23 protein-coding genes are annotated in these 25,996 nt (G+C 50.7%); 7 read left to right on the top strand and 16 right to left on the bottom strand.

Features of this window, described 5'->3' with window-relative positions; translation table 11 throughout:
• Positions 1–78: 78 nt before the first annotated feature.
• From CRO57_RS16470 to CRO57_RS16460, 3 genes are all read left to right on the top strand, one after another.
• Positions 79–792 carry a GntR family transcriptional regulator gene (locus CRO57_RS16470; protein WP_170956147.1) on the top strand — a complete coding sequence of 238 codons (714 nt, stop codon included), beginning with the start codon at positions 79–81 and terminating at the stop codon, positions 790–792.
• Positions 793–924: 132 nt separating this feature from the next.
• Complete coding sequence (locus CRO57_RS16465; RefSeq protein ID WP_097154582.1) at positions 925–2,355, top strand: NAD-dependent succinate-semialdehyde dehydrogenase; 1,431 nt, start codon at positions 925–927, stop codon at positions 2,353–2,355.
• A gap of 44 nt (positions 2,356–2,399) precedes the next feature.
• Positions 2,400–2,963 carry a 3-hydroxyanthranilate 3,4-dioxygenase gene (locus CRO57_RS16460; RefSeq protein WP_097154581.1) on the top strand — a complete coding sequence of 188 codons (564 nt, stop codon included), beginning with the start codon at positions 2,400–2,402 and terminating at the stop codon, positions 2,961–2,963.
• Between the two features lie 95 nt (positions 2,964–3,058).
• Here the strand turns inward: CRO57_RS16460 and CRO57_RS16455 are convergent, their stop codons facing one another.
• The 5 genes from CRO57_RS16455 to CRO57_RS16435 form a co-directional block, all read right to left on the bottom strand.
• On the bottom strand, positions 3,059–4,369 hold the full coding sequence (locus CRO57_RS16455) for an amino acid deaminase (protein ID WP_097154580.1): 1,311 nt from the start codon (positions 4,367–4,369) through the stop codon (positions 3,059–3,061).
• A 55-nt stretch (positions 4,370–4,424) separates the two neighbouring features.
• Entirely contained in the window at positions 4,425–5,918 is a 1,494-nt protein-coding gene (locus CRO57_RS16450) for a M81 family metallopeptidase (protein ID WP_097154830.1), read from the bottom strand.
• A 195-nt stretch (positions 5,919–6,113) separates the two neighbouring features.
• A complete protein-coding gene (locus CRO57_RS16445) occupies positions 6,114–7,160 on the bottom strand; it encodes a TRAP transporter substrate-binding protein (protein WP_097154579.1) in 1,047 nt (348 codons plus the stop codon).
• A gap of 62 nt (positions 7,161–7,222) precedes the next feature.
• Positions 7,223–8,506 (bottom strand): TRAP transporter large permease, encoded by a 1,284-nt coding sequence (locus CRO57_RS16440; RefSeq protein ID WP_097154578.1) that lies wholly within the window; start codon positions 8,504–8,506, stop codon positions 7,223–7,225.
• Positions 8,503–9,036 carry a TRAP transporter small permease gene (locus CRO57_RS16435; RefSeq protein ID WP_210200908.1) on the bottom strand — a complete coding sequence of 178 codons (534 nt, stop codon included), beginning with the start codon at positions 9,034–9,036 and terminating at the stop codon, positions 8,503–8,505. Before CRO57_RS16435 ends, CRO57_RS16440 begins: the two co-directional genes overlap by 4 nt.
• A gap of 194 nt (positions 9,037–9,230) precedes the next feature.
• Here CRO57_RS16435 and CRO57_RS16430 point away from each other — a divergent pair, with 194 nt between their 5' ends.
• Positions 9,231–10,166: a MurR/RpiR family transcriptional regulator gene (locus CRO57_RS16430; RefSeq protein ID WP_097154577.1), complete on the top strand. Its 936-nt coding sequence runs from the start codon at positions 9,231–9,233 to the stop codon at positions 10,164–10,166.
• A gap of 69 nt (positions 10,167–10,235) precedes the next feature.
• Here CRO57_RS16430 and CRO57_RS16425 read toward each other — a convergent pair whose 3' ends face one another.
• The 11 genes from CRO57_RS16425 to rbsD form a co-directional block, all read right to left on the bottom strand.
• Positions 10,236–11,180, bottom strand: coding sequence for an ABC transporter permease (locus CRO57_RS16425; protein ID WP_097154576.1), 945 nt, complete (start codon positions 11,178–11,180; stop codon positions 10,236–10,238).
• Positions 11,177–12,226: an ABC transporter permease gene (locus CRO57_RS16420; RefSeq protein WP_097154575.1), complete on the bottom strand. Its 1,050-nt coding sequence runs from the start codon at positions 12,224–12,226 to the stop codon at positions 11,177–11,179. The genes CRO57_RS16425 and CRO57_RS16420 overlap by 4 nt, the downstream gene beginning before the upstream one ends.
• Positions 12,226–13,743, bottom strand: a complete 1,518-nt coding sequence (locus tag CRO57_RS16415; RefSeq protein WP_097154574.1) for an ABC transporter ATP-binding protein — start codon at positions 13,741–13,743, stop codon at positions 12,226–12,228. Before CRO57_RS16415 ends, CRO57_RS16420 begins: the two co-directional genes overlap by 1 nt.
• 75 nt (positions 13,744–13,818) lie before the next feature.
• Entirely contained in the window at positions 13,819–14,811 is a 993-nt protein-coding gene (locus CRO57_RS16410; RefSeq protein ID WP_425291289.1) for a BMP family protein, read from the bottom strand.
• 119 nt (positions 14,812–14,930) lie between these two features.
• Positions 14,931–16,220, bottom strand: coding sequence for an amidohydrolase family protein (locus CRO57_RS16405; RefSeq protein WP_097154573.1), 1,290 nt, complete (start codon positions 16,218–16,220; stop codon positions 14,931–14,933).
• 464 nt (positions 16,221–16,684) lie between these two features.
• The gene (gene rbsK, locus CRO57_RS16400) at positions 16,685–17,617 is read right to left on the bottom strand and encodes a ribokinase (RefSeq protein WP_097154572.1); all 933 of its coding nucleotides are present in this window, start codon (positions 17,615–17,617) and stop codon (positions 16,685–16,687) included.
• A gap of 33 nt (positions 17,618–17,650) precedes the next feature.
• Complete coding sequence (locus CRO57_RS16395) at positions 17,651–18,655, bottom strand: substrate-binding domain-containing protein (protein ID WP_097154571.1); 1,005 nt, start codon at positions 18,653–18,655, stop codon at positions 17,651–17,653.
• A gap of 99 nt (positions 18,656–18,754) precedes the next feature.
• Positions 18,755–19,636, bottom strand: coding sequence for a ribose ABC transporter substrate-binding protein RbsB (rbsB, locus tag CRO57_RS16390; protein WP_097154570.1), 882 nt, complete (start codon positions 19,634–19,636; stop codon positions 18,755–18,757).
• 49 nt (positions 19,637–19,685) lie between these two features.
• Positions 19,686–20,630 (bottom strand): ribose ABC transporter permease, encoded by a 945-nt coding sequence (rbsC, locus tag CRO57_RS16385; RefSeq protein ID WP_097154569.1) that lies wholly within the window; start codon positions 20,628–20,630, stop codon positions 19,686–19,688.
• Between the two features lie 12 nt (positions 20,631–20,642).
• Complete coding sequence (locus CRO57_RS16380; protein ID WP_097154568.1) at positions 20,643–22,133, bottom strand: sugar ABC transporter ATP-binding protein; 1,491 nt, start codon at positions 22,131–22,133, stop codon at positions 20,643–20,645.
• 24 nt (positions 22,134–22,157) lie between these two features.
• Positions 22,158–22,586 carry a D-ribose pyranase gene (gene rbsD / locus CRO57_RS16375; protein WP_244580128.1) on the bottom strand — a complete coding sequence of 143 codons (429 nt, stop codon included), beginning with the start codon at positions 22,584–22,586 and terminating at the stop codon, positions 22,158–22,160.
• Positions 22,587–22,969: 383 nt separating this feature from the next.
• Here rbsD and CRO57_RS16370 point away from each other — a divergent pair, with 383 nt between their 5' ends.
• The 3 genes from CRO57_RS16370 to CRO57_RS16360 all read left to right on the top strand — a co-directional run bounded on the left by CRO57_RS16370 (position 22,970) and on the right by CRO57_RS16360 (position 25,995).
• The gene (locus CRO57_RS16370) at positions 22,970–24,064 is read left to right on the top strand and encodes a LacI family DNA-binding transcriptional regulator (protein WP_210200907.1); all 1,095 of its coding nucleotides are present in this window, start codon (positions 22,970–22,972) and stop codon (positions 24,062–24,064) included.
• Positions 24,065–24,109: 45 nt separating this feature from the next.
• Positions 24,110–25,078 (top strand): ABC transporter substrate-binding protein, encoded by a 969-nt coding sequence (locus CRO57_RS16365; protein ID WP_210200919.1) that lies wholly within the window; start codon positions 24,110–24,112, stop codon positions 25,076–25,078.
• Between the two features lie 113 nt (positions 25,079–25,191).
• On the top strand, positions 25,192–25,995 hold the full coding sequence (locus CRO57_RS16360) for an ABC transporter permease (protein WP_097154565.1): 804 nt from the start codon (positions 25,192–25,194) through the stop codon (positions 25,993–25,995).
• Position 25,996 lies beyond the last annotated feature (1 nt).

The raw sequence follows: 25,996 nt of genomic DNA, 5'->3' as shown, positions 1-25,996 counted from the left end.
CGACAGGTAATTCACCTGAATAGATCAAATTATATATGATTTTATAAATCGTATATGATTCTTAATCGGAGTCAATCCATGGACGCTTCCAACAGCTCAAAATCGGAGCTGGCCTACCAGTTTTTGCTCAAACAAATTGTCGAAGCCAAGATCCCTCCAAACGCTCCAATACGCATCCAACCCCTTGGAAAAGAAAGCGGACTGGGTGCAACGCCAATTCGTGAAGCGCTTCGCCAGTTAGAGAGCGAGAAATTTGTGATTATGGAGAATAATCGTGGGTTTCGCGCCGCACCGGTCACTCAAACCGAGCTTGCAGATCTGGAAAAATGCCGCCTTGTGGTCGAAACAGCTCTTATGGTGGAGGCCATGAAACATGGCGATGACAGGTGGGAAGGGAGCATTCTGTCAGCCCATCATTTGCTGAGCAAAGCACCCAACCCCACAGAGGTGACGGACTTCGAAGCCCTGAGAACATGGAGCGAGCGTCACAGAGAGTTTCACAAATGCATCCTCAGTGCAGCTAACTCACCTTGGCTGAAGCTCTTTTATGATCAGATCTCGAACCATCTGGACCGTCATTTCTTCAGTATGTTCACCGGCAGCCATCGCGACAAATATCTCGGAGATGATGGTCTTTTGAGCAAGAGCCGCAGCTTTCTGGGCATCGAGCATCATACCCTGCTGATGAATGCGGTTATTGAACGTGACGAAGCCAAGGCAAAGGCATTGCTAATCGAGCATGTCGGCTTTACCCGTGAATTTTTCGACGAGGTCGAAGGCAAGAACGATTGATCGAATTGAGGCATCTGAACCAGATCGGCATCTTTGATATTCAAAAATCCGATATCTGAATTCTTTGGATTAGATTGAAACGGATAGCAAATCTGCGCGAATTGGAAGGAACTTTCAAGGAGGCGCTCGTTTATGTATCCCGATTTACATCTGTTCATTGATGGCAAATGGCGCAAAGCCAAACGCGACGTCCCCGTCGTCAATCCAGCTACGGAAGAAGAGCTGGGGCGCCTTCCCTGTGCTGATATCGATGATCTGGAGGATGCTCTGAGCGCTGCCAGAAAAGGATTCAAGATCTGGAGAGAAACCTCTCCTCGCAAACGCGCAGATATCATCCTCAAAGCAGCAAGCCTGATGCGCGAGAGACAGGAAGAGATTGCGCAAACGATTACGGCCGAGCATGGCAAACCTCTTGCTCAAGCGCGTCTGGAAGTCATTCGGGGGGCTGAATTCTTTGAATGGGATGCGGGCGAAGCCATGCGCACCTATGGACGTGTGATCCCGGCAGCACATGGCTCCAAACTCTCTGTCCATCATCATCCAATCGGTGTGGTCGCAGCCTTCTCCCCTTGGAACTTTCCGATGAGCCAACCCGCTCGCAAGATCGCTGGTGCCCTGGCTTCCGGTTGCTCCATTATCTTGAAAGCAGCTGAAGAAACACCGGGTGGAGCTGTTCATATCGTTCGGGCCTTTGAAGATGCAGGCCTTCCGGCTGGAGTTCTCAATCTCGTATTTGGGGTTCCTTCCGAAATCTCGGAATTTCTCATCCCTCAACCTGACATCAAACTGGTGGCGCTCACCGGTTCCACAATAGTGGGTCGTCATCTGACAAGCATAGCCGCCCAATATGACACTCGGGTCCTGATGGAACTTGGCGGTCACGCTCCGGTCATTGTCTGCGAAGATGCCGATGTCAAAAAAGCCGCGATCAGCGGAGCTATTCGCAAGATGCGCAATGCAGGGCAAGTTTGCACCTCACCAACGCGTTATTTCATCCATGAAAGCATCTTTGAGGAGTTCAAAGCCCATTTTGTTGAACGCGCCGCAGCCACAATAGTTGGCAACGGCATCAATCAAGGGGTTGAGATGGGTCCAACAGCCAATGAGCGTCGTATTCCTGTTTTGACCAAACTGGTTGAGGACGCGGTTGCCAAAGGGGCCGAACTCTTGACTGGTGGTGGTCGTCATGGTGACATTGGCTACTTCTTCCAACCAACTGTTTTAACCAACGTCCCTCACTCCGCCCAAATCATGCAAGAAGAACCGTTCGGTCCGATCGCAGTTCTCAATCCTGTTGCCAATCTTGATGAGGCAATTGCCCAAGCAAATGCCGTTCCTTACGGACTTGCCGGCTATGCCTTCACCAACCGTGCCGACTATATCGATCAGATGATCGATGAAGTGGAGGTTGGCAATTTCTCGATCAATACCCTCGAAGCCTCTCTACCGGAGACGCCATTTGGTGGTGTCAAATCCAGTGGCTATGGCCGAGAAGGCGGCACAGAGGGACTGGAAAGCTATTTGACAGTCAAGAATGTCTGGCACACGCGCAAGATTGTTTAAAATCCAAAGAATAAGCCTGGATCTCGCATAGAGAGGAAACGCATATGGCACACCATCCAAAACTCAAAGCCTTCAATTTTCAAAAATGGGTCGAAGAGAATGCTGACAAACTGAAGCCTCCTGTCGGCAATCAATTGCTACACAAAGAAGGTGACATGATTGTCATGGTGGTTGGTGGGCCCACTGCACGCTGTGATTTTCACGATGATCCCGTTGAAGAATGGTTCTACCAGATCAAGGGCGACATGATGATCAAGATTGCCGATGGCGGCAAGATCTATGACCTTCCAATTCGTGAAGGAGAAGTCTTCATGTTGCCACCTCATGTCCGCCACGCACCGCAGCGCCCTCAGGAAGGCTCGCTCGGCATTGTTGTCGAAGCGCCGCGTGTACCAGGCATGAAAGAAGGCTTTGAATGGTATTGCTTTGAATGTGAGGCTCTTTTGCATCGTGAAGAGGTGACGCTCGATGGCATTGAGGGGATCGTCAGCGCACTTCCAAAGATCTACGACGCATTCCATGCCAATGTCGAAGCTCGGACCTGCAAGAAATGCGGCAGCGTCCATCCCGGAAAAGGCAAGCCACCAGAAGGCTGGGTACAGCTTTGATCTTTTGTTCCGATGTTCAATGCATCGCCTTTGATACAACCATGTCGCTGGTCACTTTGTTCCCTTGATCAGCGGCACACTTCATTACATCAGATCTAAAAATAGGTGCGGATAGCCCCTACGACATTATAGTCATCGTCGACAAGCATCAGATACTGCCATTTATCGAAGGTGGTGCAGACATGTGCCACTCCGAAACTCATCAGATCGCCGACCTCAATGTCATTGTCCGCTGGCAATTGCACATAACAATGCTGATCATTGAGGCGTAACACTGAATATTCCTCTGACAAGGAGCAATGACTGTCCGGCTTACCTGACTTCATGTGTCCTGTCGGGGTTGGTAGCTCAAAATCAAATGAAATATCGCGCTTGCCCAAGGAGGCAAAAGCTAGTCTCTCTTCAGGTTTTGATTGAACACAACCCCAAACTTCGATCGCTGGGGTCAGACCGGGATCGATGTTGGCAAATTCTGGAGAGCGTTCCTTCAAGCGCTGCTGGGCGCGCTCATAAAAGAGATCGTCATGGGTGAGATAGCAACCAGAGCGAATGACGATCTGGATATTCAGCGTCTCCATATCGATGGCAAGGTCTCTGGCAGCAAAGTCATAGAAGTCACTGCCCCCGGCTGTCAGTATGATCGGCCCATCAGCAAACAGTTTCTCATCATCTGCACGTTTGGCGAGAGCGCGCATCTTGGCGAACAACTCTTGTGCCTTGTCCTCCTTGCCCTTCACGCAGCAATCGGAAAAGACACCTTCATATCCCTCCACACCACGAAGGCTGAGTTCAGGAAGTTCGAGCTTGATTGTTCGGGCCAGTTCAAGAGCATTTGATACAGACCGAAATCCGGTGCGATAACCTTCCATCCCCATCTCGATCAGGACATTGAGGGGACGAGACAAGCCATGCTGTTTCACAGCATTGGCCAGAAGGCGCGCTCCAGCCTCGGAATCGATCAGACAATAGAAATCCAGATTCGGGTCATCCTTCAAGGCATTGATGACATAATCGACATTCTGCTTCCCAACCAGCTGGTTGGCCATGAAAATGCGCGAGACACCGAACTCTCTGCAAACTGCCATCTGGTGCGCAGTGGCAACTGTAATCGCCCACGCTCCATCATCCAATTGCATCTGGAACAACTGAGGCGCCATGGATGTCTTGCCATGTGGTGCAATCCAAGCCCCTGTTTGCTTCAAAAAAGCACGCATATAGGCGCGGTTCTTCTCCAATGCTGAGAGCTTGATGACAGGAAGAGGAAAAGGCAGATCCTCGTTCAGAATGTTCCAGCCTTGTTTGGCAACATTCGAGACTGCCAAATCAGATTGCGAACCGCGCATGCCTTTTGAAAGCCCCGATAGAGCACTGACAGCAATCTTTTCCAAATCCAGCGACTGTGACATCCATTCCTCCTGTCTCTTACCCAATCTTGTATACGGGTAGAGACAAGCAACGCAATCACAGTCTTATTTGTTGTTCAGATGAGACAATCTCATGTGGGTTTTCGACCAGCGGCCAGATAGCCCGCTTCAGTGACCGGTATCCGTTGATCCGTGGATCATTCGGGTAAGGCCCATCTACCGCTGCATACAAAATATGGGACGCAATGGGAGCAAAGGCACCATGAAAATGGTTGGTGCTCTTCACGATCAGAAGATCCTTTTCATCAATATCAATCCCCATATTGGTGAAAAGATCAGGCGAAAATGCCTGCGAACGATTGGAATTCAGGACAACTTCCAAACCATCCACTCGAATGGCCGCACTATCCCCCAGCGGAACAATGGACGCCCCGAATGACTGCACTGCATCGGGCACGATTTTCAAAACTTCGACGGTGGCATCGATAGGATTGCCAGCGCGGGCTGACGTCTTTCCACCAAATCTAAGCTCCAAACTCGCGCCCTCGCCTGCGGCCTGACAAAGACGAACAGCCATGGGATCCCAGATGGTGCCAAGCGCAACATTCTGCAGTCCTTGTTCCAGTACAGCCCTTGCCAGAATGGTCGAATCTCCAGCGACACCGCCACCTGGATTGTCCCAAACATCTGCGATCACGACAGGTTTGTTCGAGCTCCCGCACAATGCCTGAGCTTTGTTCAGAGCATCAAGCGGTTCCAGGAATTCTGGTCGCGCACGCCCTCGGAAGCTGAACAATTCATGGCCCAGCGCCTGTGCCAAGTCATCCCCATGGGCAGCATCGCTATCAGTAATGACAATGATCTTTGCACCCAGATCAGGAGAGTCGCCTGCCATGAAGCCGTGAATAGTCGATATGGACAAAGCTTCGCCGGCTGCTTCAAACGCTTTCATTTTATCAACGAAACCTCGCATAGGGTCCTGACTGGTCGGCAAGACATCCATCATGCGTACATCAAACACCGAGATATGAGGTGAGATCTCACCGCGGGCAGCCCGCAAGGTGAGATCCACACAGGCCTCCCCGGCTTCGACAAAATCGGTATGGGGAAATTCCTTGAACACGGTGATGACATCAGCATTCATCACCCGCTTTTCGCTCAAATGGCTATGGGGGTCAAAACTGGCGCCGATCTTGGTATTTGGCCCAACAATCTCTCGCACCGCTTTGAGGAGTTCTCCTTCGCAATCAAGGCATCCATCAGCAATCATGGCACCGTGCAGTCCCAGAAGAACTGCATCCACCGGCAAGGCTGCGCGCAATTGGCCAAGAACTTCATCGCGAAGATGATGCCATGTCTTGGCATTCACCAAGCCACCAGGTTCCGCCCAGGTTGCGGTGCCCTCAATCAACTCGATTTCCCCGCCACGAGCACGCCGACGCAATTCAGGGAAAATTCCGGTGCAGAGAGTAGGAGTTTCCGGATGGCTTCCCGGAGGCGCGTAGAAACTCTGGGTGAAATCACTCAGATCCGTGCGCAACGGCGAAAAGGTATTGGTCTCGGTTGCGATAGAGGCGCAAAAAACCCGCATTCGAAAATCCTTGGGATTTGACAGACCAGATAAAAAGTTCGGCTGTTCCATCCCTCATTGTCTGATAAAGTAATGCGGCAGGCCGTAGGGCTTCACTCATAGCGGCCTGCCATGACATATGTGTCGTGAGAAGTGGGGCTTTGACACTCCACTCAGGGGCAGGTCATTCAGTACAATGACCTGCCCGCTTGTGAACTAGTCGATATAGCTCGCGTCATTGGCCTTTTTGACTTCAGATTTGAACAGCGTCAGCAGTTCGCCAGCTTTTGCATCCTGATTTTCCTTGATGTGTTTCTCAAAGGCAGGCTGTGTTGCACCGGCCATGGCTTTGCGCTGATCATCTGACAATGCAGTCACTTCAATCTTGTCCATCAAACCAGCCAAACCACGATCAGACGCTTCGATGATACGAGACAAACCACGGCTCGCAGCAACACAGCTTTGTGCCGCATAGCGCAAGGTTGCCTGTTGCTGATCGCTCAAGCCCTCATAGAAAGCACGATTGACCATGAAGGTGTAAGGCGAGAACAGGTGGTTGGTCAGCGTCATATATTTCTGTACTTCAGAAAATTTGGCGAAGGAGATAATCGGAACCGGGTTCATCTGCCCATCGATCACACCAGTCTGAAGACCGGAATAAACTTCACCCCAGCTCAGCGGATAAGCTTCAGCCCCCAAAGCGTTGATGATGGCCTGATGAGATGGCAGGGTCATCGTACGAATGCGCACACCGTCAAAGTCTTTCAGATCAGCAATCTTGCGCTTGGAGTTGGTAACGGCAAAGAAGCCACCAGTATCTGGGAAACCAAGCACCACGACATCACCAAGGCTTGCTTCAATATCGTCGGCCAGTGTCTTGCCAAATTCACCATCAAACACATTATAGGTGGCGGCATTGCTGCCAAATGCAAATGGCAAGTTAAGTACATCGATGCGCGGATAGTAGCTGGCCAAGGCACCGGTTGAGGTCAACGTGGCCTGAATGACACCATCTCGAACCATTTGGACATGCTCGGCTGCTGAGCCCAGCTGGTTGGATGGAAACACTTCAACCTTGACCTTACCATTCGTGTCTGCACCGACAATATTGGAAAAGACAGCAGTACAAGCATGGGCCGGATTCTCAAACGGATCAGCTTTGTTGTCATGGCCAAACTTCAGAACTTTGCCGTCTGCCATGGCGCTTGTTGCGGCACAAAGTGCAACAAGACTAACGGCCAGTCCCTTGAATACCTTTTTCATTCTTTAATCCTCCACTAGATTGAGACAGGTATTGGTGAATTGATGGTCTTTCGACCTTTGATTTAGCTGGCAAACCCGAACAGGCGCGGCAGGAAGAGCGCTGCGTCCGACCAGAATGCGAAGATGAAGAGTATGGCGACCTCTGCCAGCAGGAATGGCATCAGCTTGACGGCTATGCGTTCCAGCTTTTCGCCGGTAACTGAGGAGAGCACGAAGAGACAGGCTCCTACCGGCGGCGTCATCAAAGAAATATTGAGCGCCACAACGAAAACGATACCCGCATGAATGGGATCAAGCCCGATTTGCTCAGTCAACGGCACCAGAACAGGGGCAAGAATGATCAGGATGGCGGTGATATCCATGACCATGCCGACCACCAGCAATGTGCCAATGATAATTGCGATGACCGCATAGCGATTGTCGGAGATAACCAGAATGGATTCCGCGATTGCCTGAGGTATACGCTCGAAACTCATCCACCATCCCAAAATTCCGGCAAAAGCAATGATCACAAAGATCACGCCGGTAATACGAGCAGTGCTGACCAGCATGCGATAGAGCGCACCAAAGCTCAGCGTGCGATAGACAAAGGTGCCAATGAAAAGAGCATAAGCAACGGCAATGGATGCAGCTTCAGTTGGGGTGACGATCCCACCCAGAATGCCGCCCAGAATGATGATTGGCATCATCAGAGCCGTGAAAGATGAGATGAAAGTGTCGATGATTTCTTTGAAACCTGCACTTTCCTCGGACTTTGGCAGCTTGTTGCGTTTGGCCCCAAGCGCAATGACCATCATGCAAATTCCGCAAATGACCAATCCGGGCAGAATACCTGCTGCAAACAGGCCACCGATGGAAACTCCCATCAAAGATCCATAGACCACCATCAATCCAGACGGTGGAATGGTCGGCCCGATGATTGAGCCCGCTGCAGTGACCGCACAGGCATAGTCCCGTTTGTAGCCCTGCTTGACCATCGCTGGAACAAGGGTTCGACCAAAAGCGGCGGCATCCGCAGTCGCAGACCCGGTCAAGCCTGCAAAGAAAACGGAGGCCAGCATATTCGTGTGCGCGAGCCCGCCTCTGAAATGGCCAACCAGAACCTGCGCCAGCTTTACCAACCGATCCGTAATCCCGATATGGTTCATGATCTCGCCGGCCAGGATGAAGAATGGCATGGCTAGGAAGGGAAATATGTTCAAGCCATTGAAAACCTTACCAGGTCCTACGGCCAGGAACTGACTGCCGCCCATATCGATGAGACCGACAAGCCCGGCCAAACCAATCGCAAAGCCGATGGGCATACCCAGAATGATCAAGCCAACAAAGGTCAATCCAACAATCATTGTGCAGGTCCGGTGGTTTGTGCTTGCGGGTCATCCTGATCGGGGTCCAGCTCCAGTTGCTCTCCAAGATCTCGAATGAGAACGAGCATCAACTGAAAACATGCGAGAGCGGCTGCGACTGGAATAGCGGCATAGAATGGGCGAAGGCTCGCACCAAATATCATCGCAAATCGGTTGGCACCGCTTTGGGCAAATCCAAGCCCGAACCAAAAGAGATAGGCGAAGAGAGCAAGTGCCAACAGGTCCATGATGATCAGAACCAGGCGACGTAGCTTTAGTGGCATCATGAAGACAAAAGTTGTCAGGCCGATATGTTCTCTATGGGCTATGCCGCAGGATACAGCGAGCATGGCAGCCCAGATCATCAGATATCTTGCCAGAACCTCAGGCCAAGGCAGCTGCCAGTGAAAGAAATATCGATCCACCACGCCAAGCCAAACATCAAGAACCAGTGCCGCCATCAATATTGCTACGATGGCCTCCACGGCTTGATTGGTGCGTCGGCTTAGATGCCCTGTCCAATCTTTCATTCTCTCCTCCCAGAGACAATTTTGTAATTAAGATAGAAAAATGATGGCAAAATCCGATATTGTCAATGAAAATTTGTTCTTTAAGTACATTTTTGATACATTTTGAGATCTAAAGGTCATAAATTTGAATAATAAATGTACTTAAAGTACAAAAGCACTGGTAATGAGTCGGATAAGACACACGAAAGCAAACCATGAGTGAGAGAAGTGATCAGACGGATGGTGGCACAGGTAAGGCTGAGATGCTGGATAAGCCAGCAATCGATCTGATTTCGGCCATCCGGCAGAAAAATGGTCAACTTGCAGCACGAGAGCAGAAGGTCGCCAATTATGTAAGCGTCAATCTCGAGAGCATCTCATCGATGACGATTGCGCAACTGGCACAAGCATGCGCGGTGAGTACCCCGACCGTGATCCGCTTTTGCCGATCTCTGGGATGTGATGGCTTTCGCGATTTCAAACTGCGCTTGGCACAAAATCTGGCTGTAAGTCTGCAATATCTGGATCCAGGCACCACAACCAGCCCGGTTAATAGCGAAACTGCGGTCGATCACATTCTGGGCGCGCTTTATGCAACTGCCAATGTGATGCGCCAACAGATAGATCCGGGAATTCTGGATGCAGCAAAAGAACAATTAATCCAAACCAGACAATTGCTCTTGGCTGGCATCGGTGGGGGTTCAGCCATGGTGGCTCATGAAGCAGCCAATCGTTTTTTCAGGCTCGGCATTCCATCAATTGCAGTGAATGATAGCTATATGCTGCAAATGCGAGCAGCGACGCTGGAAACACAGGATACTCTTTTGCTGGTTTCCAATAGCGGCGAGGCGCGGGAAATTCTGAGTGCAGCTGAAATTGCATCGGGCTATGGCGCCAAGGTTATCTGCATCACCAAGCCAAATACTTCCCTCGCCAATCTGGCGGATATCGCCATTGTAGCGAACCTGCCGGAAGATCCGGACATTCATAAGCCCACTGCATCACGATATGCACATCTGATACTCATTGATGCACTTGCCTTGGCAGTGGCACAGACTTTATCGGACAGAACCAACGAAAATCTGCGCCGCATCCGAGCATCTTTGACGGCCTATCATGGCCGCACAGGCCCTCAACCACTTGGCGATTAACTGCTTTCTGACAAATCATCCTGTCTTTGCTCATTCTCAAATCCTGTTTCACGATGCGCGAAAACTCTTCTATCGTTCTCCCTTGCGATAAGGCTGCATCAAGGCTTGAGGAACACGAGCACTGCGAGACATGATGACCAGCGCCAGAATGGAAAGCAAATAAGGCATCATCAAAAAGATCTGATAAGGCACGGCCTGACCCAGCACATTTTGAAGACGCAGCTGATAGGCATCAAACAAGGCAAATAAAACTGCTCCCAAAATCGCTCTGCTTGGTTTCCAGGTAGAAAAGACCACCAGCGCAATACAGATCCAGCCTCGCCCCTGCATCATGGTAGGAAAGAAGGAATTGAAAGCGGAAAGCGTCAAGAATGCCCCACCCACTGCCATCAATGCACTGCCCACGATGACTGAACCATAACGCACGCGAATGGGGTCAACGCCTTGCGCTTCTGCTGCATGCGGGTTCTCCCCCGTAATGCGAATGGCCAGTCCAAGAGGGGTTCTGGCTAGCAGATAAGCCATGATCAAGGCCACGAAAATAGCCAGATAGGTTGGGGCAGTTTGAGTGAACAGAGCTGGGCCGACAAAAGCAAGGTCAGATAAAAATGGTATATCAAGAGATTGGAATGGCTCCACTGTGGGTGGTGTATTCTGGGCCGGAATAGCAATACGGAAAATATAATAACTGAAACTGGATGCAAAGAGCGTGATTCCCAGACCTGTCACATGCTGAGACAGGCCAAGGGTTACCGTCAGACTGGCATGCAGCAAGCCAAACAGAGCACCGCACAGAGCTGCAACCAGCAACCCTGTCCAAAGATCTGCCCCTTGAAAAACGGCCAACCATCCAATCATTGCACCAAAGGTCATGATTCCTTCAATACCCAGATTGAGCACTCCGGCCCGTTCGCACAACAGGGCTCCAAGCGTCCCGAAAATAAGCGGTGTGGCAATACGCAAAACAGAGGACCATAACCCAACCGTAAAGAGAATATCGATAATATCGGTCATCGGCGGATCCTGTAGTTGGAGAGAAAGATGGCAACCAGCATGGTGATCAGGGAAAGCGAGACCACCACATCGGCAATAAAGCTGGGAATGCCAAATGTCCGGCTCATGCTTTCAGAGCCAACAAACATCGTGGCAGTAAAGATCGCGGCAAAAATAACTCCTATGGGATTGAGGCTTGCAAGCATGGCCACAACAATTCCCGCATAACCAAAAGAAGCGGAAAGATCATTGGAAACCTGACCCTTGACCCCCAAGACTTCCACTGCACCCGCAAGCCCGGCCAGGCCACCGGACAGGCATGCAACCTTGATCAGCGTTTTCTCAAATGGCACCCCTGCAAATCTCGCAGCCATGGGATTGAAGCCAGCGGCTTTGGATTCCATGCCAAACACCGTGTAGGAGTTCAGAACATAGACGAGCAGAGCCGCACCAATCGCTATGATCAGACCAAGATGCAGACGCGAACGTTCAACAATCTTGGGCAACAATCCTTCATCAACCACGGGCACCGATTGCGGCCAGCCAAAAGCCAATGGATCTTTCATCGGACCATCCAGCATCATGGAAACAAACAACAACACAACAAAGTTGAGCAACAAGGTTGTCACCACTTCATCGACACCAAAACGCAACCGCAAACCAAGAGGAATAACAAGCATCACCATTCCGGCAACAGCTCCGGCCAGAATCAGCAAGGGAATCAGAGCAAAGCTCGGAAGATCAAGAAAGTTCTGGAAGCCAAGCAACGTTGCCAGCAACGCGCCCATATAAAACTGCCCCTCCGCCCCGATATTCCAGATCCGGGCGCGAAAGGCGACCGCCGCCGCCAATCCGGTAACAATCAAGGGCGTAGCCCGGGTCAGTGTCTCCGTTATGGCAAACTTCGACCCAAATGCTCCCAAAAACAGAGCTTTATAGGCAGAAAAGACAGGCGCCCCCGCCAAGGCAATCAGAATACCCGCCAAGCCCAGCGAAGCCACCACTGCCAACAAGGGCACGATAAACATCAAGGATCGCGATTGTGTTTCCCGTCGCTCTATACGCATCAGCCCAGGCCTCCCCATTCACCTGCCATCATCAAACCCAGTTGACGCGAGTCCACCTCTTTTGCATCCACCGCCGGTGACAACCGACCCCCATGGATCGCCATGATCCGGTCAGACAGTGACACCACTTCATCCAGATCTTCCGAAACCAGCAAAATTGCAGTGCCATTTTTTCGGGCCTCAAGAATATCCTGATGAATAGCCGCTATGGCACCTTCATCAAGCCCTCGGGTCGGTTGCGCGGCCAGAAGAAAGACAGGGTGCTTGGACAGACTTCTTCCAAGGATTAATTTCTGCATATTACCACCCGACAAGAGACTGATCCGGCTGTTGGGCGTACCACCGCGCACATCAAAACGATCAATCAGATCCTGACAATAGGATCGCCCTTCGCGCTTGTTCAAAAAACCATGTTTGGAAAAACGTCTATCATTGATCCGCTCCAGAACAGCATTTTCCCAGAGCGTCAACTCTCCGACAGCACCTTGACTGTTACGATCTTCCGGCGTACGTCCAACATCCATCGAACTGAGGTCACGAGGTGTCATGTGACTGACTTCGCGGCCATTGATCTCAAAGGTTCCGTGATCGGCATGTGCCACACCGGCAACCAGGTCACAAAGTGCAGCCTGACCATTACCCGAAACACCAACAATTCCAAGGGCTTCACCTGCCCTAATATCAAAAGTGATATCTGTAAGGCGCGCCGTAGAACCAGCATGCAAGGCTACATCACGCGCCTGGACAACCACGTCTCCGGGCTTGGAAGCTTCGCGTACCGGACGTTCCACCTGACGGCCAACCATTAGTTCCGCCAATTCTTCCTTACTGGTTGCATCTGTATTTCGCTCCGCAATCACCTTGCCTGCGCGCAACACGACCACCTTGTCGGCCCCACTCATAACCTCATGCAATTTGTGCGAGATAAAAATGATGGACAAGCCATCCTTTGCCATGGCTCGCAAGGTCTTGAAAAGTCCCTCAGCCTCCTGTTGGGTGAGGACGCCCGTTGGCTCATCCAAAATCAGAATGCGCGCATTATTGTAAAGAGCCTTGAGAATCTCCACCCTCTGCTGCTCCCCAACCGATAAATCCCCCACCCGGGCATCTGTATCGACAAGCAGGCCAAACTTCTCTTCAAGACTTTTAAGCTTGCGCTTACCCTTTGCCGTTTCCGATCTCCAGCTGCTCAGGGGTTCGGTCCCGGTCATAACATTTTCAAGCACGCTTAAATTCTTGGCCAGCGAAAAGTGTTGATGCACCATACCCACTCCTGCAGCTATGGCCTCTTTGGGTTTCCCATGGGGAATTTTTCTGCCCTCGATATAGACCTCTCCTTCATCTGGCACATAATGCCCGAACAGTATGTTCATCAAGGTCGTCTTGCCTGCGCCATTCTCCCCCAGAAGGGCAATCACTTCGCCGCGACGCAGTTCGATCGAAATGGCATCATTGGCGGCAAAAGATCCAAAACGCTTGGTAATCGAATCCAAATGCAGCACGACAGGTTCAGCCATGTCCATGCCTCCTTCAGAGATATGACAAAGGGTTGGCGTGGGACTGTCTCACGCCAACCATCAATGAACAGAGGATCAAGTTGGTTCGCTGAAATCGATCTTCACCTCAAACTCACCTGCCTTGATGGCGGCTCTTACCTTTTCCATCGGCTCGATGGCATCGGCAGGCACCATGGATTTCACATAGCTGATATCATTGCCGCCCTCTTTCATGAGGCCAAAACGGGTATATTCCTGACCATTGGATTTGCCCGCCTTGCGATCCGCCAGAGCCGCTGCAAGAATGGCCCCGAAATTCCAGATGGCATTGGAAAAGACTGTTTCCGGATAGCGAGCAGAATAATCAGTGAGCGATCCAATGGCCTTGATGCCACGCTCCTTGGCAGCATCGGCAGTACCAATACGCTCCCCAAATAGAATATCCGCACCGGAATCAATCTGTGCCAAACCGGCCTCCCGTGCCTTGGGAGGATCAAAAAACGTTCCAATGAAATTGATCAGATGTTTTGCATCCGGACGCACCGCATTCACACCCTGACGAAAACCATGGATGAGCATGTTCACTTCAGGAATGGGAATAGCCCCGACCGAACCGAAAATTCCGGACTTGCTCATCTTTCCTGCCAGCATGCCACACAGATAGGCCGCTTCATGATTCCAGGTTCCAAAGGTTGCAAAATTATCACCATGAGGTTTGCCACTTGAGCCCATGAGGAAGGTCGTATCGGGATAATCACCCGCCACCTGCCTTGCTTCACGTTCGACCGCATAGGCCTCCCCGACAATCACCTCGACACCTTGCTCTGCATATTCGCGCATCGCACGGGAATAATCGGTTCCGGCAATCCCTTCGGAAAAGACATAATCGATTTCGCCACGTTTTGCCGCTTCCAGCATTGCAACATGCAAGCGAGAATTCCAAGCATTCTCTACCGGAGAAGAGTGAATTCCAGCAACCTTAACAGGCGATTGTGCCAACACCACCGGCGCTGGAAGCAATGAAACAGCGCCCAAGGTCGCCCCGGTTTTAAGAAAGCGTCTTCTATTGATATGATATTTCTTCATGATCAACCTCCGTTCAAGATTCTGGAATGTTCGATTTATGGGTTTTTGATTGTCTTGGCCTTGCTCTATGATTTGAAACTCTGCCTGCCAAATAAATACCTCCGGACAGAACAGAGGCATTGCTATTCTTGAGGGCGATAATCTGTCGGATCAAGTAATGCAGGCCGATCACTCAATGCCAGATGCGCAACGCGCCTCTCCATTTGGGAAATGACCTTGCCTGCACGGATCACCGCCAGCCGGTTGGGCTTCATGCGGATGGCCTCAATCGGATCATGGGCCTGCAACAAAACCATATCGGCCTTTTTGCCCTTTTTCAGGCCATATCCCTCCAACCCCATGATCCGTGCCGGAATTTCCGTCACCGCATCAAAGCACCAACGCATGTCTTCTCGTGACGACAATTGCCCCACATGCAGCCCCATGGAAGCGACCTCCAACATGTCTGCCGATCCTAATGAATACCAGGGATCCATGACACAATCAGACCCGAAGGCCACAGAAATGCCCGCATCGCGCAATTCACGCACCCGTGTCTGCCCCCGTCTTTTGGGATAGGTGTCATGACGCCCCTGCAGCATGATATTGATCAGCGGATTGGCGATTGCCTGCACGCCCGCCTCCGCCATCAATGACATCAGTTTGGAAACAAAATAATTGTCCATCGAATGCATGGATGTCAGATGCGAACCCGCAACCCGTCCATGCAAACCCAAACGCTGGGTCTCATAGGCCAGAGTTTCAATATGTCGTGACAGCGGATCGTCAGACTCGTCGCAATGCATGTCGACCTGCAACCCGCGCTCCGCAGCCACTTCGCATAACCAACGCACCGACCGGGCTCCATCCGCCATGGTACGTTCGTAATGCGGGATGCCTCCCACGACATCCACCCCCATATCCAATGCTCGCAAAAGATGCTCATCAGCCCCTTTGGCGCGAAACACTCCATCCTGGGGAAAGGCCACCAATTGCAAATCGATATAATCTTTCACCTTGTCACGAACCTGCAACAGGGCTTCGACGGTTTTCAGGTCCTGATCGCTCACATCCACATGAGTGCGAATGGCCAACAACCCCTGACTTACAGCCAAATCACAATAGCGAAGCGCCCTTGCCACAATTTCCTCAACACTCTGAAGTGGTTTCAACTCACCCCAAAGAGCGATACCTTCCAACAAGGTGCCCGATCTGTTCAGTCTGGGTCGTCCAAGAGACAAAGTGGCATCCAGATGGAAATGGGAATCCACAAAGGGCGGTGAAACCAGCATGGAGTGGGCGTCAATTACCTCTACCGCCTCGGCACTGATATTGGGTTCCAAACATGCGATATATCCCTTGTCGCAAGCTATATCGACACCTGTGCGCCCATCCGGTAAGGATGCATTTCGAATGATCAGATCAAATACCATATCAGGCGCCTCCCCTTGATACTTCTGAAGTCGGGCTGTTCGCGACCGCAAAAAAGCAGCCACAGGGCCGCTATTCTTTTCAGGATACCAATCTTGGTTTTGGATATTCTAGTGGATAAATTAAATTTATCAATTGGTAAAAAAATAATAATAATAATCTTCAGAATAGATATTTGATATGGCTGGACAAATTTTCAACACAAGCCGATTGAATGAGCCTATCATATCAATTTTAGGAGATACTTTTCATATATTCTTATTTTGAAAAATAATATTTAGAAAAATTTCTCTACATCATAAAAATCTTAGCTAAAATCCTTATTCGCCATAACAACCCCAAAAGAGCACAATCAGATATTACAACTAATTTTTTAATTACCAATAGCATCACCATTCTTATAATTTTATCAAAAGGTAAAATTATAAGAATGGTGATGCACTACTATATCCTATACCTGATGACCTCACGGATTGAACATGCAAGACCTAAGAAGTGTTTCAACCTCTTCTCTGGTTGGGGCAGAAGCGGATGCCCCTTTCTTTGTGGTGGAAAGCGCCCCACAGGCTGAAGCAAAGGTAACAGCCTCAACCAATGGCATGCCTTCATCCAACGCGAAGGCCAAACCGCCATTGAAGCAATCTCCCGCAGCAACGCTATCGATACTGCTGACCTTGAACGGCTCCACGAAAGCTTCTTCATGGCTACTTTGGAAATAGACCCCCTTTGCACCCAGCTTGATGATAGCAATTGAAACGCCTCTCTCTCGCAACAGGCGAGCGGCTTGCGCCGCTTCTTCACGATTCCTTGGGCGAATTCCGGTCAGGATTTCTGTTTCCGTCTCATTCGGTGTGATGATATCGATGTGTCCGAGAATATCTTCCGACAATCCAACCTTTGGGGCTGGAGCTGGATCCAGTACGACCAATCCGCCATTGGTACGTACCTTCTCAGCAGCCTGCATTGCGGCCTTCAGTGGAATTTCCATTTGCAAAAGCAGAATGTTGACAGCCTTGAATACATCGTCGGCTCGAGCGACATCACTTTGATCAATCGCCATATTGGCTCCGCCAATCACGGAAATGGAGTTCTCCGCCTTGGCATCAACGCCGATCACGGCCAAACCGCTATTATTGTCTTGATCAATATGAACATGAGAGGTGGACAAGCCAAGCTTGCCAATTTCTTCCAGAGCGCTTTTACCGAAACTATCGACACCCACACGCCCAACCAGAACAGGATCAGCGCCCAATTTGGCAACAGCCGCCGCTTGATTGCAGCCCTTACCACCAAGACCGAGGACATAACGGTCCGCCAGCAAAGTCTCACCGGGAGCCGGAAGTGTCTGAGCATAGGTAGTCAGATCGATATTGATGCTGCCAAACACTGAAATGGACATGAGGCTTCCTTGGATTTGTAAGAGTATCGGGTTTTATTCGAATTTATCTGCAACAGACTGACGAACAATCAAGCTTGGCTCCATCTCAATGACTTTTGGGAGCTCGCTTTTATTCTCCAGATGGTCGATCAGCAGACCTGCCGCTTTCAGCCCCAATTCATAGCTTGGCTGGTTTACCGTGGTCAGCGTTGGGGTGATATATTTGGACAATTCGAGATTATCATAGCCTATGATCGAGATATGCTTGCCGATTGCCAAACCACGTTCCTGCGCAGCTTTATAGGCACCAATTGCCATCATGTCGTTGAAAGCAAAGACAGCTTCAACCTGCTGACCTGATTGCAACAGCTTACTCATGGCCTCATAACCACCAGGAGCGGTCAATTCACTTTCAATAATCAGGCTCGAATTCACTTCAACCTTGGCTTCGTTCATGGCGCGATGAAAACCACGAAGACGATCGCGCGAACGAGGATGGCCCGCAGGCCCGGTCAAACAGGCAATCTGCTTAAAGCCGCGCTTGAGCAAAAACTCGGTTGCCAATTCACCGCCATGAACGGAATCGTCACCAATGGTGCAGGCAAAACCGGTTTGCTCGGAATCCAGAACAACCTTTGGCAGACTGTCCAATGCCGCGAGCTTTTCGTAAAAAATCTCATCGGCCAACGTCGTCATGACGATGAGCGCGTCGATACGCTTTTGGATCAGAGCCTTGAGATAGCTGATGTGACGCTCATGTTGATCGCCGGAATTGCAAAGGATGAGGCTGTAATCATTGTGGTAGCAGCCCTCTTCCACACCACGAAGAACTTCGGCAAAGAAGGGGTTGGTACTGGAGGTGACAAGCATGCCGATTGTACGGGTGCTCTTGATCTTCAAAGCACGGGCCAGAGAGCTTGGCTGGTAGCCCAGCTCGTCGATGGCCTTTTCAACCTTTACCTTGGTTTCAGGCGCGACAAATCGGGTCTTGTTGATGACGTGAGACACGGTGGAGGGAGAGACTCCGGCGGCTCGCGCCACATCTTTGATACTTATCATGTCCACCCACAGTGATCGAGGTTGATGATCCGGCGCTTATCGGCACCGGATCCAGATTCAAGAATCCAGCTCTCATAAGTTGCGGAGCCGGACTATCCTTTATTTCTTGATAACCTTCAAGGCTACCGGAGTATAGTCGGCAACTTTCTCACCTTTGAGAATTTGTTCTGCCACATCCACACCCATGGAACCGATTTTCGCAGCCTGCTGGGCAACCGTTGCCAGAAGAGTACCTTCATTCACGGCAGAAACGGCATCATCGGTGCCATCGAAACCGACGACCAAAATGTCACGTTTGGCAGCTTCAATCGCCTTGATTGCACCCAGCGCCATCTCATCATTATGAGCAAAGACCGCATTGATCTCTGGCTGAGCCTGCAGGATGTTTTCCATCACATTCAGGCCTTTGGTGCGGTCAAAGTCAGCGGCCTGGCTTGCAACCACTTCAATACCAGATGCCATGGCAACGGCCTTGTTGAAACCTTCGCCGCGATCACGAGCAGCAGAAGTGCCAGGCACGCCCTGTAGTTCAACGACCTTACCCTTACCTTTCAGCATATCAACGATGAGTTTACCTGCCATCTCGCCGCCCTGAACATTATCAGAAGCAATATGGGAGGCAACCTTACCACCATTGGCACCACGATCGAGGGTCACAACCGGCACATTCTTGCGGTTCGCTGCCTTGATGGCACTGCGCACAGCGTCAGAATCTGTCGGATTGATCATCATAAGAGAGATCTTCTTGTTCAGCACATCCTCAACGTTGGCCAGTTCCTTCGCAGGATCATTCTGGCTATCCAGAACCAACAATTTATAACCCTTCTCAGCCGCTTTCTTTTCAGCGCCTTCCTTGAGGGTCACGAAGAACGGATTGTTCAAGGTGGAGATGACCAGCGCCAGTGTTTCCTCAGCCTTGGCGGAAACGGAGGTGCCAAGCATCAGGCTGGTTGCCAGTGCCATACCGATAAACTTTTTCATGATTTCACTCCCTGTATATAGTGTCTGAATAAAAGTGTATTGGGTCTGCTTATCTGTCCGCCTTGCCGCGCTGATCCAGCATCACGGCAAGAAGAATGACGCCGCCTTTGGCGATCATCTGGTAATAGGATGAGACGTCGAGAATATTGAGCGCATTGTTGAGCGTGCCAATGATGAGCGCACCGATCAAAGTACCCGTGATGCGCCCTTTACCGCCAGCGAGGGACGTTCCTCCAAGCACAACGGCTGCGATGGCATCCAGCTCATAGGCAAGACCCGCCGTTGGTTGGGCGGATTCCAGGCGGGCGGTCAAAACCAACCCGGCGAGAGTCGCCAGTGCACCGGACAATGCATAGACAATGATCTTGACGCGGTTGACATTGATACCGGCCAACTTGGCCACTTGCTCATTGCCGCCGATGGCATAGACATAGCGCCCGATAGCTGTGTGATTGAGAATGAACCAGCAACCCACAAAAACCACAAAGGCCATAACAACCGGCACCGGGATGCCCGCTATATAGCCACCACCCAACTGATAGAAGGTCTCGGCAACATCAAAATCCCCGGTCGAAATTGGGCGACCATTGGTATAAACCAAGGTCGCCCCCCGGAACATCGTCATGCCCACCAAGGTTGCGATGAATGGCTGAACGCCAAAATAGCTGATGATGCTGCCCTGTGTAGCTCCAAGCACGGCACCAATGGCAATGGTTGCAGAGAAAGCTGCAAAGATTGGCATATCCATGGCAATCATGGAGGCACAGATCGCGCCTGCAAAAGCCAAGATTGAGCCAACGGACAAATCAATCCCTGCTGTCAGAATGACGAAGGTCATGCCAGCTGCGATGATCGCATTGACGGACGTTTGCCGCAGAATGTTCAGAAGATTGTCAACCGTCAGGAAACTGGGGCTGATCATGGCGACCAATGCCATGAGCACCAGCAGGCCGAACAGCGGAATGTTATTGAAAAAGAAGGATTTCAGGTTCATGGAAATCGGTTCCTAGACATGTTCGGCAACGGTGCAGCGCATGATGCTTTCCTGATCGGCTTCGTCACGGGAAAATTCCCCGGTCAGCTTGCCTTCGGACATCACCAGGATGCGATCTGACATACCGAGCAATTCGGGCATGTCGGACGACATCAGCAAAATGCACAAACCTTGACTCTTGAGTGTATTGATGAGGGTATAGATTTCTCGACGAGCACCGACATCCACGCCTCGTGTCGGCTCATCAAGAATAAGAATATCCGGACGTGGCATCAGGGATTTGGCGATGGAGACCTTTTGCTGATTACCCCCGGACAATTGTGAAATTTGGGCATCCATGCCATGGGTCTTCACCGAGAAGGCCTTGATATATTTTTCAATCTGTTCTCGCTCACTGGCCTTATCAAGAATACCAAGGCGATTGAGAAATCGCGAAAGACCGGTCAGAGACATGTTGGCACTTAGGGCATGCATCTGGATCAAGCCTTCATGCTTTCGATCTTCCGTCACATAGCCGATGCCCGCCTTTACTCCGTCTTGGGGAGATTTCAGACGACAGGACTTGCCGTTAATCTCTATGCTTCCGGATTTGACTGAATTGGCACCATAAATGGCCTTGGCTAGTTCGGTTCGCCCTGCTCCGACCAGACCGGCAAAGCCAAGAACCTCACCAGCATGAGCTTCAAAGGAAACACCCTTCACATTATGGGCAACCAGATTAGAGACTGAAAGACGCACATCACCGCGCTGCAATGCTTCGTAAGGATACTGGTCCGTCAGTTCGCGCCCAACCATATGGCGGATCAAATCATCTTCGCTGATCTCAGCAACCGGTCCCTGATGCACCATCTGGCCGTCACGCAGAATAGCAATGTCATCGCAAATCTGAAAAATCTCTCCCAAGCGGTGGGAGATAAAAACCAAACCTTTTCCGCTCTGGCGCAAGCGATCCATAATCTCAAAAAGGATCGTGGTCTCAATATCGGTCAGTGCATCGGTTGGCTCATCCATGATGATGATGTCGGCATTCATGGAAAGCGCTCGGGCAATTTCCACCATCTGCTGCTGCGCGATGGAGAGATTGGCGAGCTTTTCCTTTGGATCAATGCTCAGCTTCAATTCTTCCAACCAACGGCGGGACTGACTTTCAATCTCACTCCAGAGGATACGACCAAATGCATCAGTCGGCTCGCGGCCAAGGAATATATTCTCACCAACGCTCAGTTCTGGTAGAAGATTGAGTTCCTGATGGATCATCGCGATCCCGGCATCCATGGCCTGTCGGGCAGAGGAGAAATTGACCTCACGGTCACCGAGCCTCATCACACCTTCATCACGAGGATAAATGCCGGTGATGAGTTTCATCATGGTGGATTTGCCGGCACCATTCTCACCAGCCAGCGCCACAATCCGGCCTGCATCAACGCGAAAATCAATCTGCTTGAGCACAGACACCGTCGAGAAAGACTTACTTACCTGTTCCAGTTCCAGAAGTGCCGTCATTGTCTTTCTCCCATTCGCCAATCGCTAGAAGGTCACCCCGGAATAGAGAATGATATTGGCGTAAGGGGTACATTCCCCAGTGCGGACCACGGCCTTGCAATCAGCCAAACGCGTCTTGAAGGTTTCATGAGACTGATAATCGATAGAAATCGCGCTGCCCTGCTTTTCGGACAGATCCCTGACTTGGACAAGAAGCGCTGCATGAAAATCAGGACTGACATCGATCACTTCGTTTGCCAGCAAAACCTTCTCGACGAACAATTCCGTTCCAATAACCGACAAGGTTGGCAAAAAAGCTGGAACGCCTTGGGTCAGGGCGAGATCAATACGCTGGGCTGAAGATGGAATGGGCAATCCGGCATCAGCAATGGCCAACCCATCACCATGACCCATTGTGCCAATGACCCGTGTAATATCAGAATTTAACAAAGCAGATTTCTTCACGACATCCATCTCAGTTCTGTTCTCTGAAATCCGTTATAATCTCATAAAAACGTTTGCGCAAACGTTTTTATGAGATTATTTGCGCTCCGACATTTCTAAAAAGCAACAACCACGCCAGAACAAAAGTGCGTTTGAGAATATCAAATCACCAGCTGATATCTTTGACTTCTCTATGAAAAACCTGACCTGAAAAGCACTCGATCCAGGTCAGATTTTGGTATCAAAGCGGAGATTTTTCACACTATTCTTTCGATGTCTTTGGACTGAAATCTGATCGTCACATAACCTTCATTTACTCTTGCTATTGCTTTTGGAAACGTTTCCATATTATCATCATGCTGTTCCTTGGCTGATTTAATACGAGAGTGACAGGTAGATTTGTGAAGAGCAAAGTGACCATAAAGGATGTAGCTCAAAAAGCCGGATGCGGTGTTGCAACCGTCAGCCGAGTACTCAATGGGACTGGCTCCACCAGTGAGAAAACACGCAAAAAGGTCCTTGCTGCAGCTGAAGATCTTGGCTTTGTTTTCAGCGATATTGGTCGCTCGCTTCAATCCAGCACCACACGCACCATTGGATGCATTGTCCCATCACTGGCCAATCCGATTTTTGCCGATGCCGTTCAGGGCATTCAGGAAGAAGTGCAAAAACAGGGCTATCAACTGCTTTTGGCATGCTCCAAATATGACGCAGAAGAAGAGCAGAATGTAACACGGCTTTTGATTGCCAAACAGGTGGATGGCATCATTTTAACTGTCAATGACACCGGGACAAGCAAAGCACTCGACATGATCAGAGATCGCGGCATTCCCGCATGTCTGATGTTCAACCGCTCAGTTTCGGATTTCCCGGCCAGCGGCATCGATAACTTCGCCGCAGCTCACAGGGTGGCGCAAGCGCTTCACGCCGAAGGTCATCACCATACGGGCTTTTTGGCCTTGAATTTCCAGAGTTCTGATCGCTCTCGTGAGCGTTTCATGGGATTTCAAAAAGGTTGTCAGTCATTTGGTATGGCGGAACCAGTTCTGCTTCAGATCGAAGAGCAAAGCGGAGATCTCTCACTGTTGCTTCATGAATTGTTGGCCGCCCACGGTGGCCTAACTGGTATATTTGCCTCCAACGATTTTCTGGCGATTGCCGCTATTCGTGAAGCCAAAAGCCTTGGCCGACAGGTGCCGCAGCACCTATCAATTGTCGGTTTTGACGGCATTGAGATCGGACGTATGGTTGACCCCAGTCTGGCGACAATTGAAACCAATGCTCGTCAAATGGGCTGCATGGCTGCCCGGCATGTCCTTGCCCGGCTCGTCAACGACGCCAAATCGGATACTCTCAAATTGATAGAGCCCGATCAGAAGGCCTTGCGCCTTCCCTACCATTTTCGCTCCGGTGGAAGCCTTGCCCCGCCCGAAGTGAAAACAACGGACGGCGAAGAAGCTGCAACTTCCTCACCGTCATGCCATCCCACACCCTCAATTTCTTCATAACCTCAGGGAGAACGACCCGTGAAACATATCCTGACCGCTGTCCTGATGACAACCGCTCTGGTAGCTCCAACCCAGGCAGAAGATGCCATTTGTTATAATTGTCCCCCACAATGGGCTGATTGGGCTTCCATGTTGAAAGCCATTGATGAGAAAATCGATGTGCAGATGCCACATGACAACAAGAATTCGGGCCAGACTCTTAGTCAGCTGCTAGCGGAAAAAGATAATCCGGTTGCCGATGTCGCCTATTATGGCGTAACGACCGGCATCAAGGCCGGCAATCAAGGGGTAGCAACCGCTTACAAGCCAAAAGGCTTCGATGAAATCCCGGAAGGCCTGAAAGACGCCGATGGCAAATGGTTCGCCATCCATTATGGCACACTGGGCTTCTTCGTGAATGTCGAAGCCCTTGGCGATGCCCCTGTGCCACAATGCTTTGCCGATTTGAAGAAACCAGCCTACAAAGGCATGGTTGGCTATCTGGATCCATCTTCCGCCTTTGTTGGCTATGCCGGCGCCGTTGCCGCCAATATGGCCTTTGGTGGCGATCTTACCAACTTTGATCCTGCCATCAAATATTTCAAGGATCTGGCCAAGAATGATCCGATCGTGCCAAAACAGACTTCTTATGCACGCGTTGTGTCCGGCGAAATTCCAATCCTGTTCGATTATGACTTCAACGCCTACCGCGGCAAATATGAAGAAGACGGCAAGTTTGAATTCGTGCTGCCATGTGAAGGGTCCGTGCGTGTGCCTTATGTCATGAGCTTGGTCAACAATGGTCCAAATCCAAAACTAGGCAAGAAGGTACTGGATTTCATTCTCTCTGATGAGGGACAGGCCATCTGGACCAATGCCTATCTCCAGCCCGCTCGCCCTGTCGAGCTACCAAAAGAGGTTGCCGCCAAATTCCTGCCAGCCAGCGATTACGCCCGTGCAAAGGCAGTTGATTATGCTGCCATGGAAAAAGCCCAGAAAGGCTTTGGCGAGCGCTATCTGTCTGAAGTGAAGTAGAACTTCGGACAGTGAACGGGTTCGGCGGAGGGAATTGGGTCTGTCCGCCGGACCCTGCAACCGGCAATGGGCGATCTGCAATCCGCCCGTCTTTCATATCATCTGGAATTGGCATGACAGCACGAACATTCATCTTTCTTTGTCTGCTTCCTCTTTTGATCTTCTCTTTCGCCTTTTTGGCATTGCCAATTGCGAAGCTGTTTCTGGCGTCTGGAGAAGGCGAATATGGCTGGCAGATCTATCGTGAAATTCTTGGCAATGAACGCTATTTGGATAGTCTGGTCCAGACAGTTCTGGTCTCACTTGCCGTTACCTTTACGGCTCTTGTTATCTCGACCATTGTCGGACTGTTTCTGGCACGCAATGATTTTTGGGGTCGCGGTATACTCGTCTCTATCCTGACGCTTCCTCTTGCCTTTCCCGGCGTTGTCATTGGCTTTCTGATCATCCTGCTTGGCGGTCGGCAAGGCCTGATCAATCAGCTGACGCCAGGACATGTCGTCTTTGCCTACTCCATGTTCGGACTGTTTCTTGGTTATCTCTATTTCTCCATTCCTCGCGTCCTGCTCACCGTGATGGCTGCAACAGAAAAGCTGGATCCGGCCCTGGAAGAAGCCGCCCGCTCTCTTGGCGCACCTCCTTACCGGGTCGTCCTGGATGTGATCCTGCCTGGTTTGGCTCCTTCACTGATTGCAGCTGGTGCCATCGCCTTTGCTACCGCCATGGGCGCCTTTGGCACTGCCTTCACATTGGCAACAGACATCGATGTATTACCCATGGTCATCTACACCGAATTTACGTTGTCCGCGAATATCGCCATGGCATCCGCACTGTCCGTACTGCTCGGTCTGGTAACCTGGATTCTGCTTCTTATCGCCCGATCCTTTTCGGGCACCGTTTCAGCGGCAGGAGGTTAGA

It is taken from the genome of Cohaesibacter gelatinilyticus (assembly GCF_900215605.1).
Classification (GTDB): domain Bacteria; phylum Pseudomonadota; class Alphaproteobacteria; order Rhizobiales; family Cohaesibacteraceae; genus Cohaesibacter; species Cohaesibacter gelatinilyticus.
The sequence above is the reverse complement of the archived record's forward strand: the minus strand, read 5'-3'. Positions and strand labels throughout refer to the sequence as shown.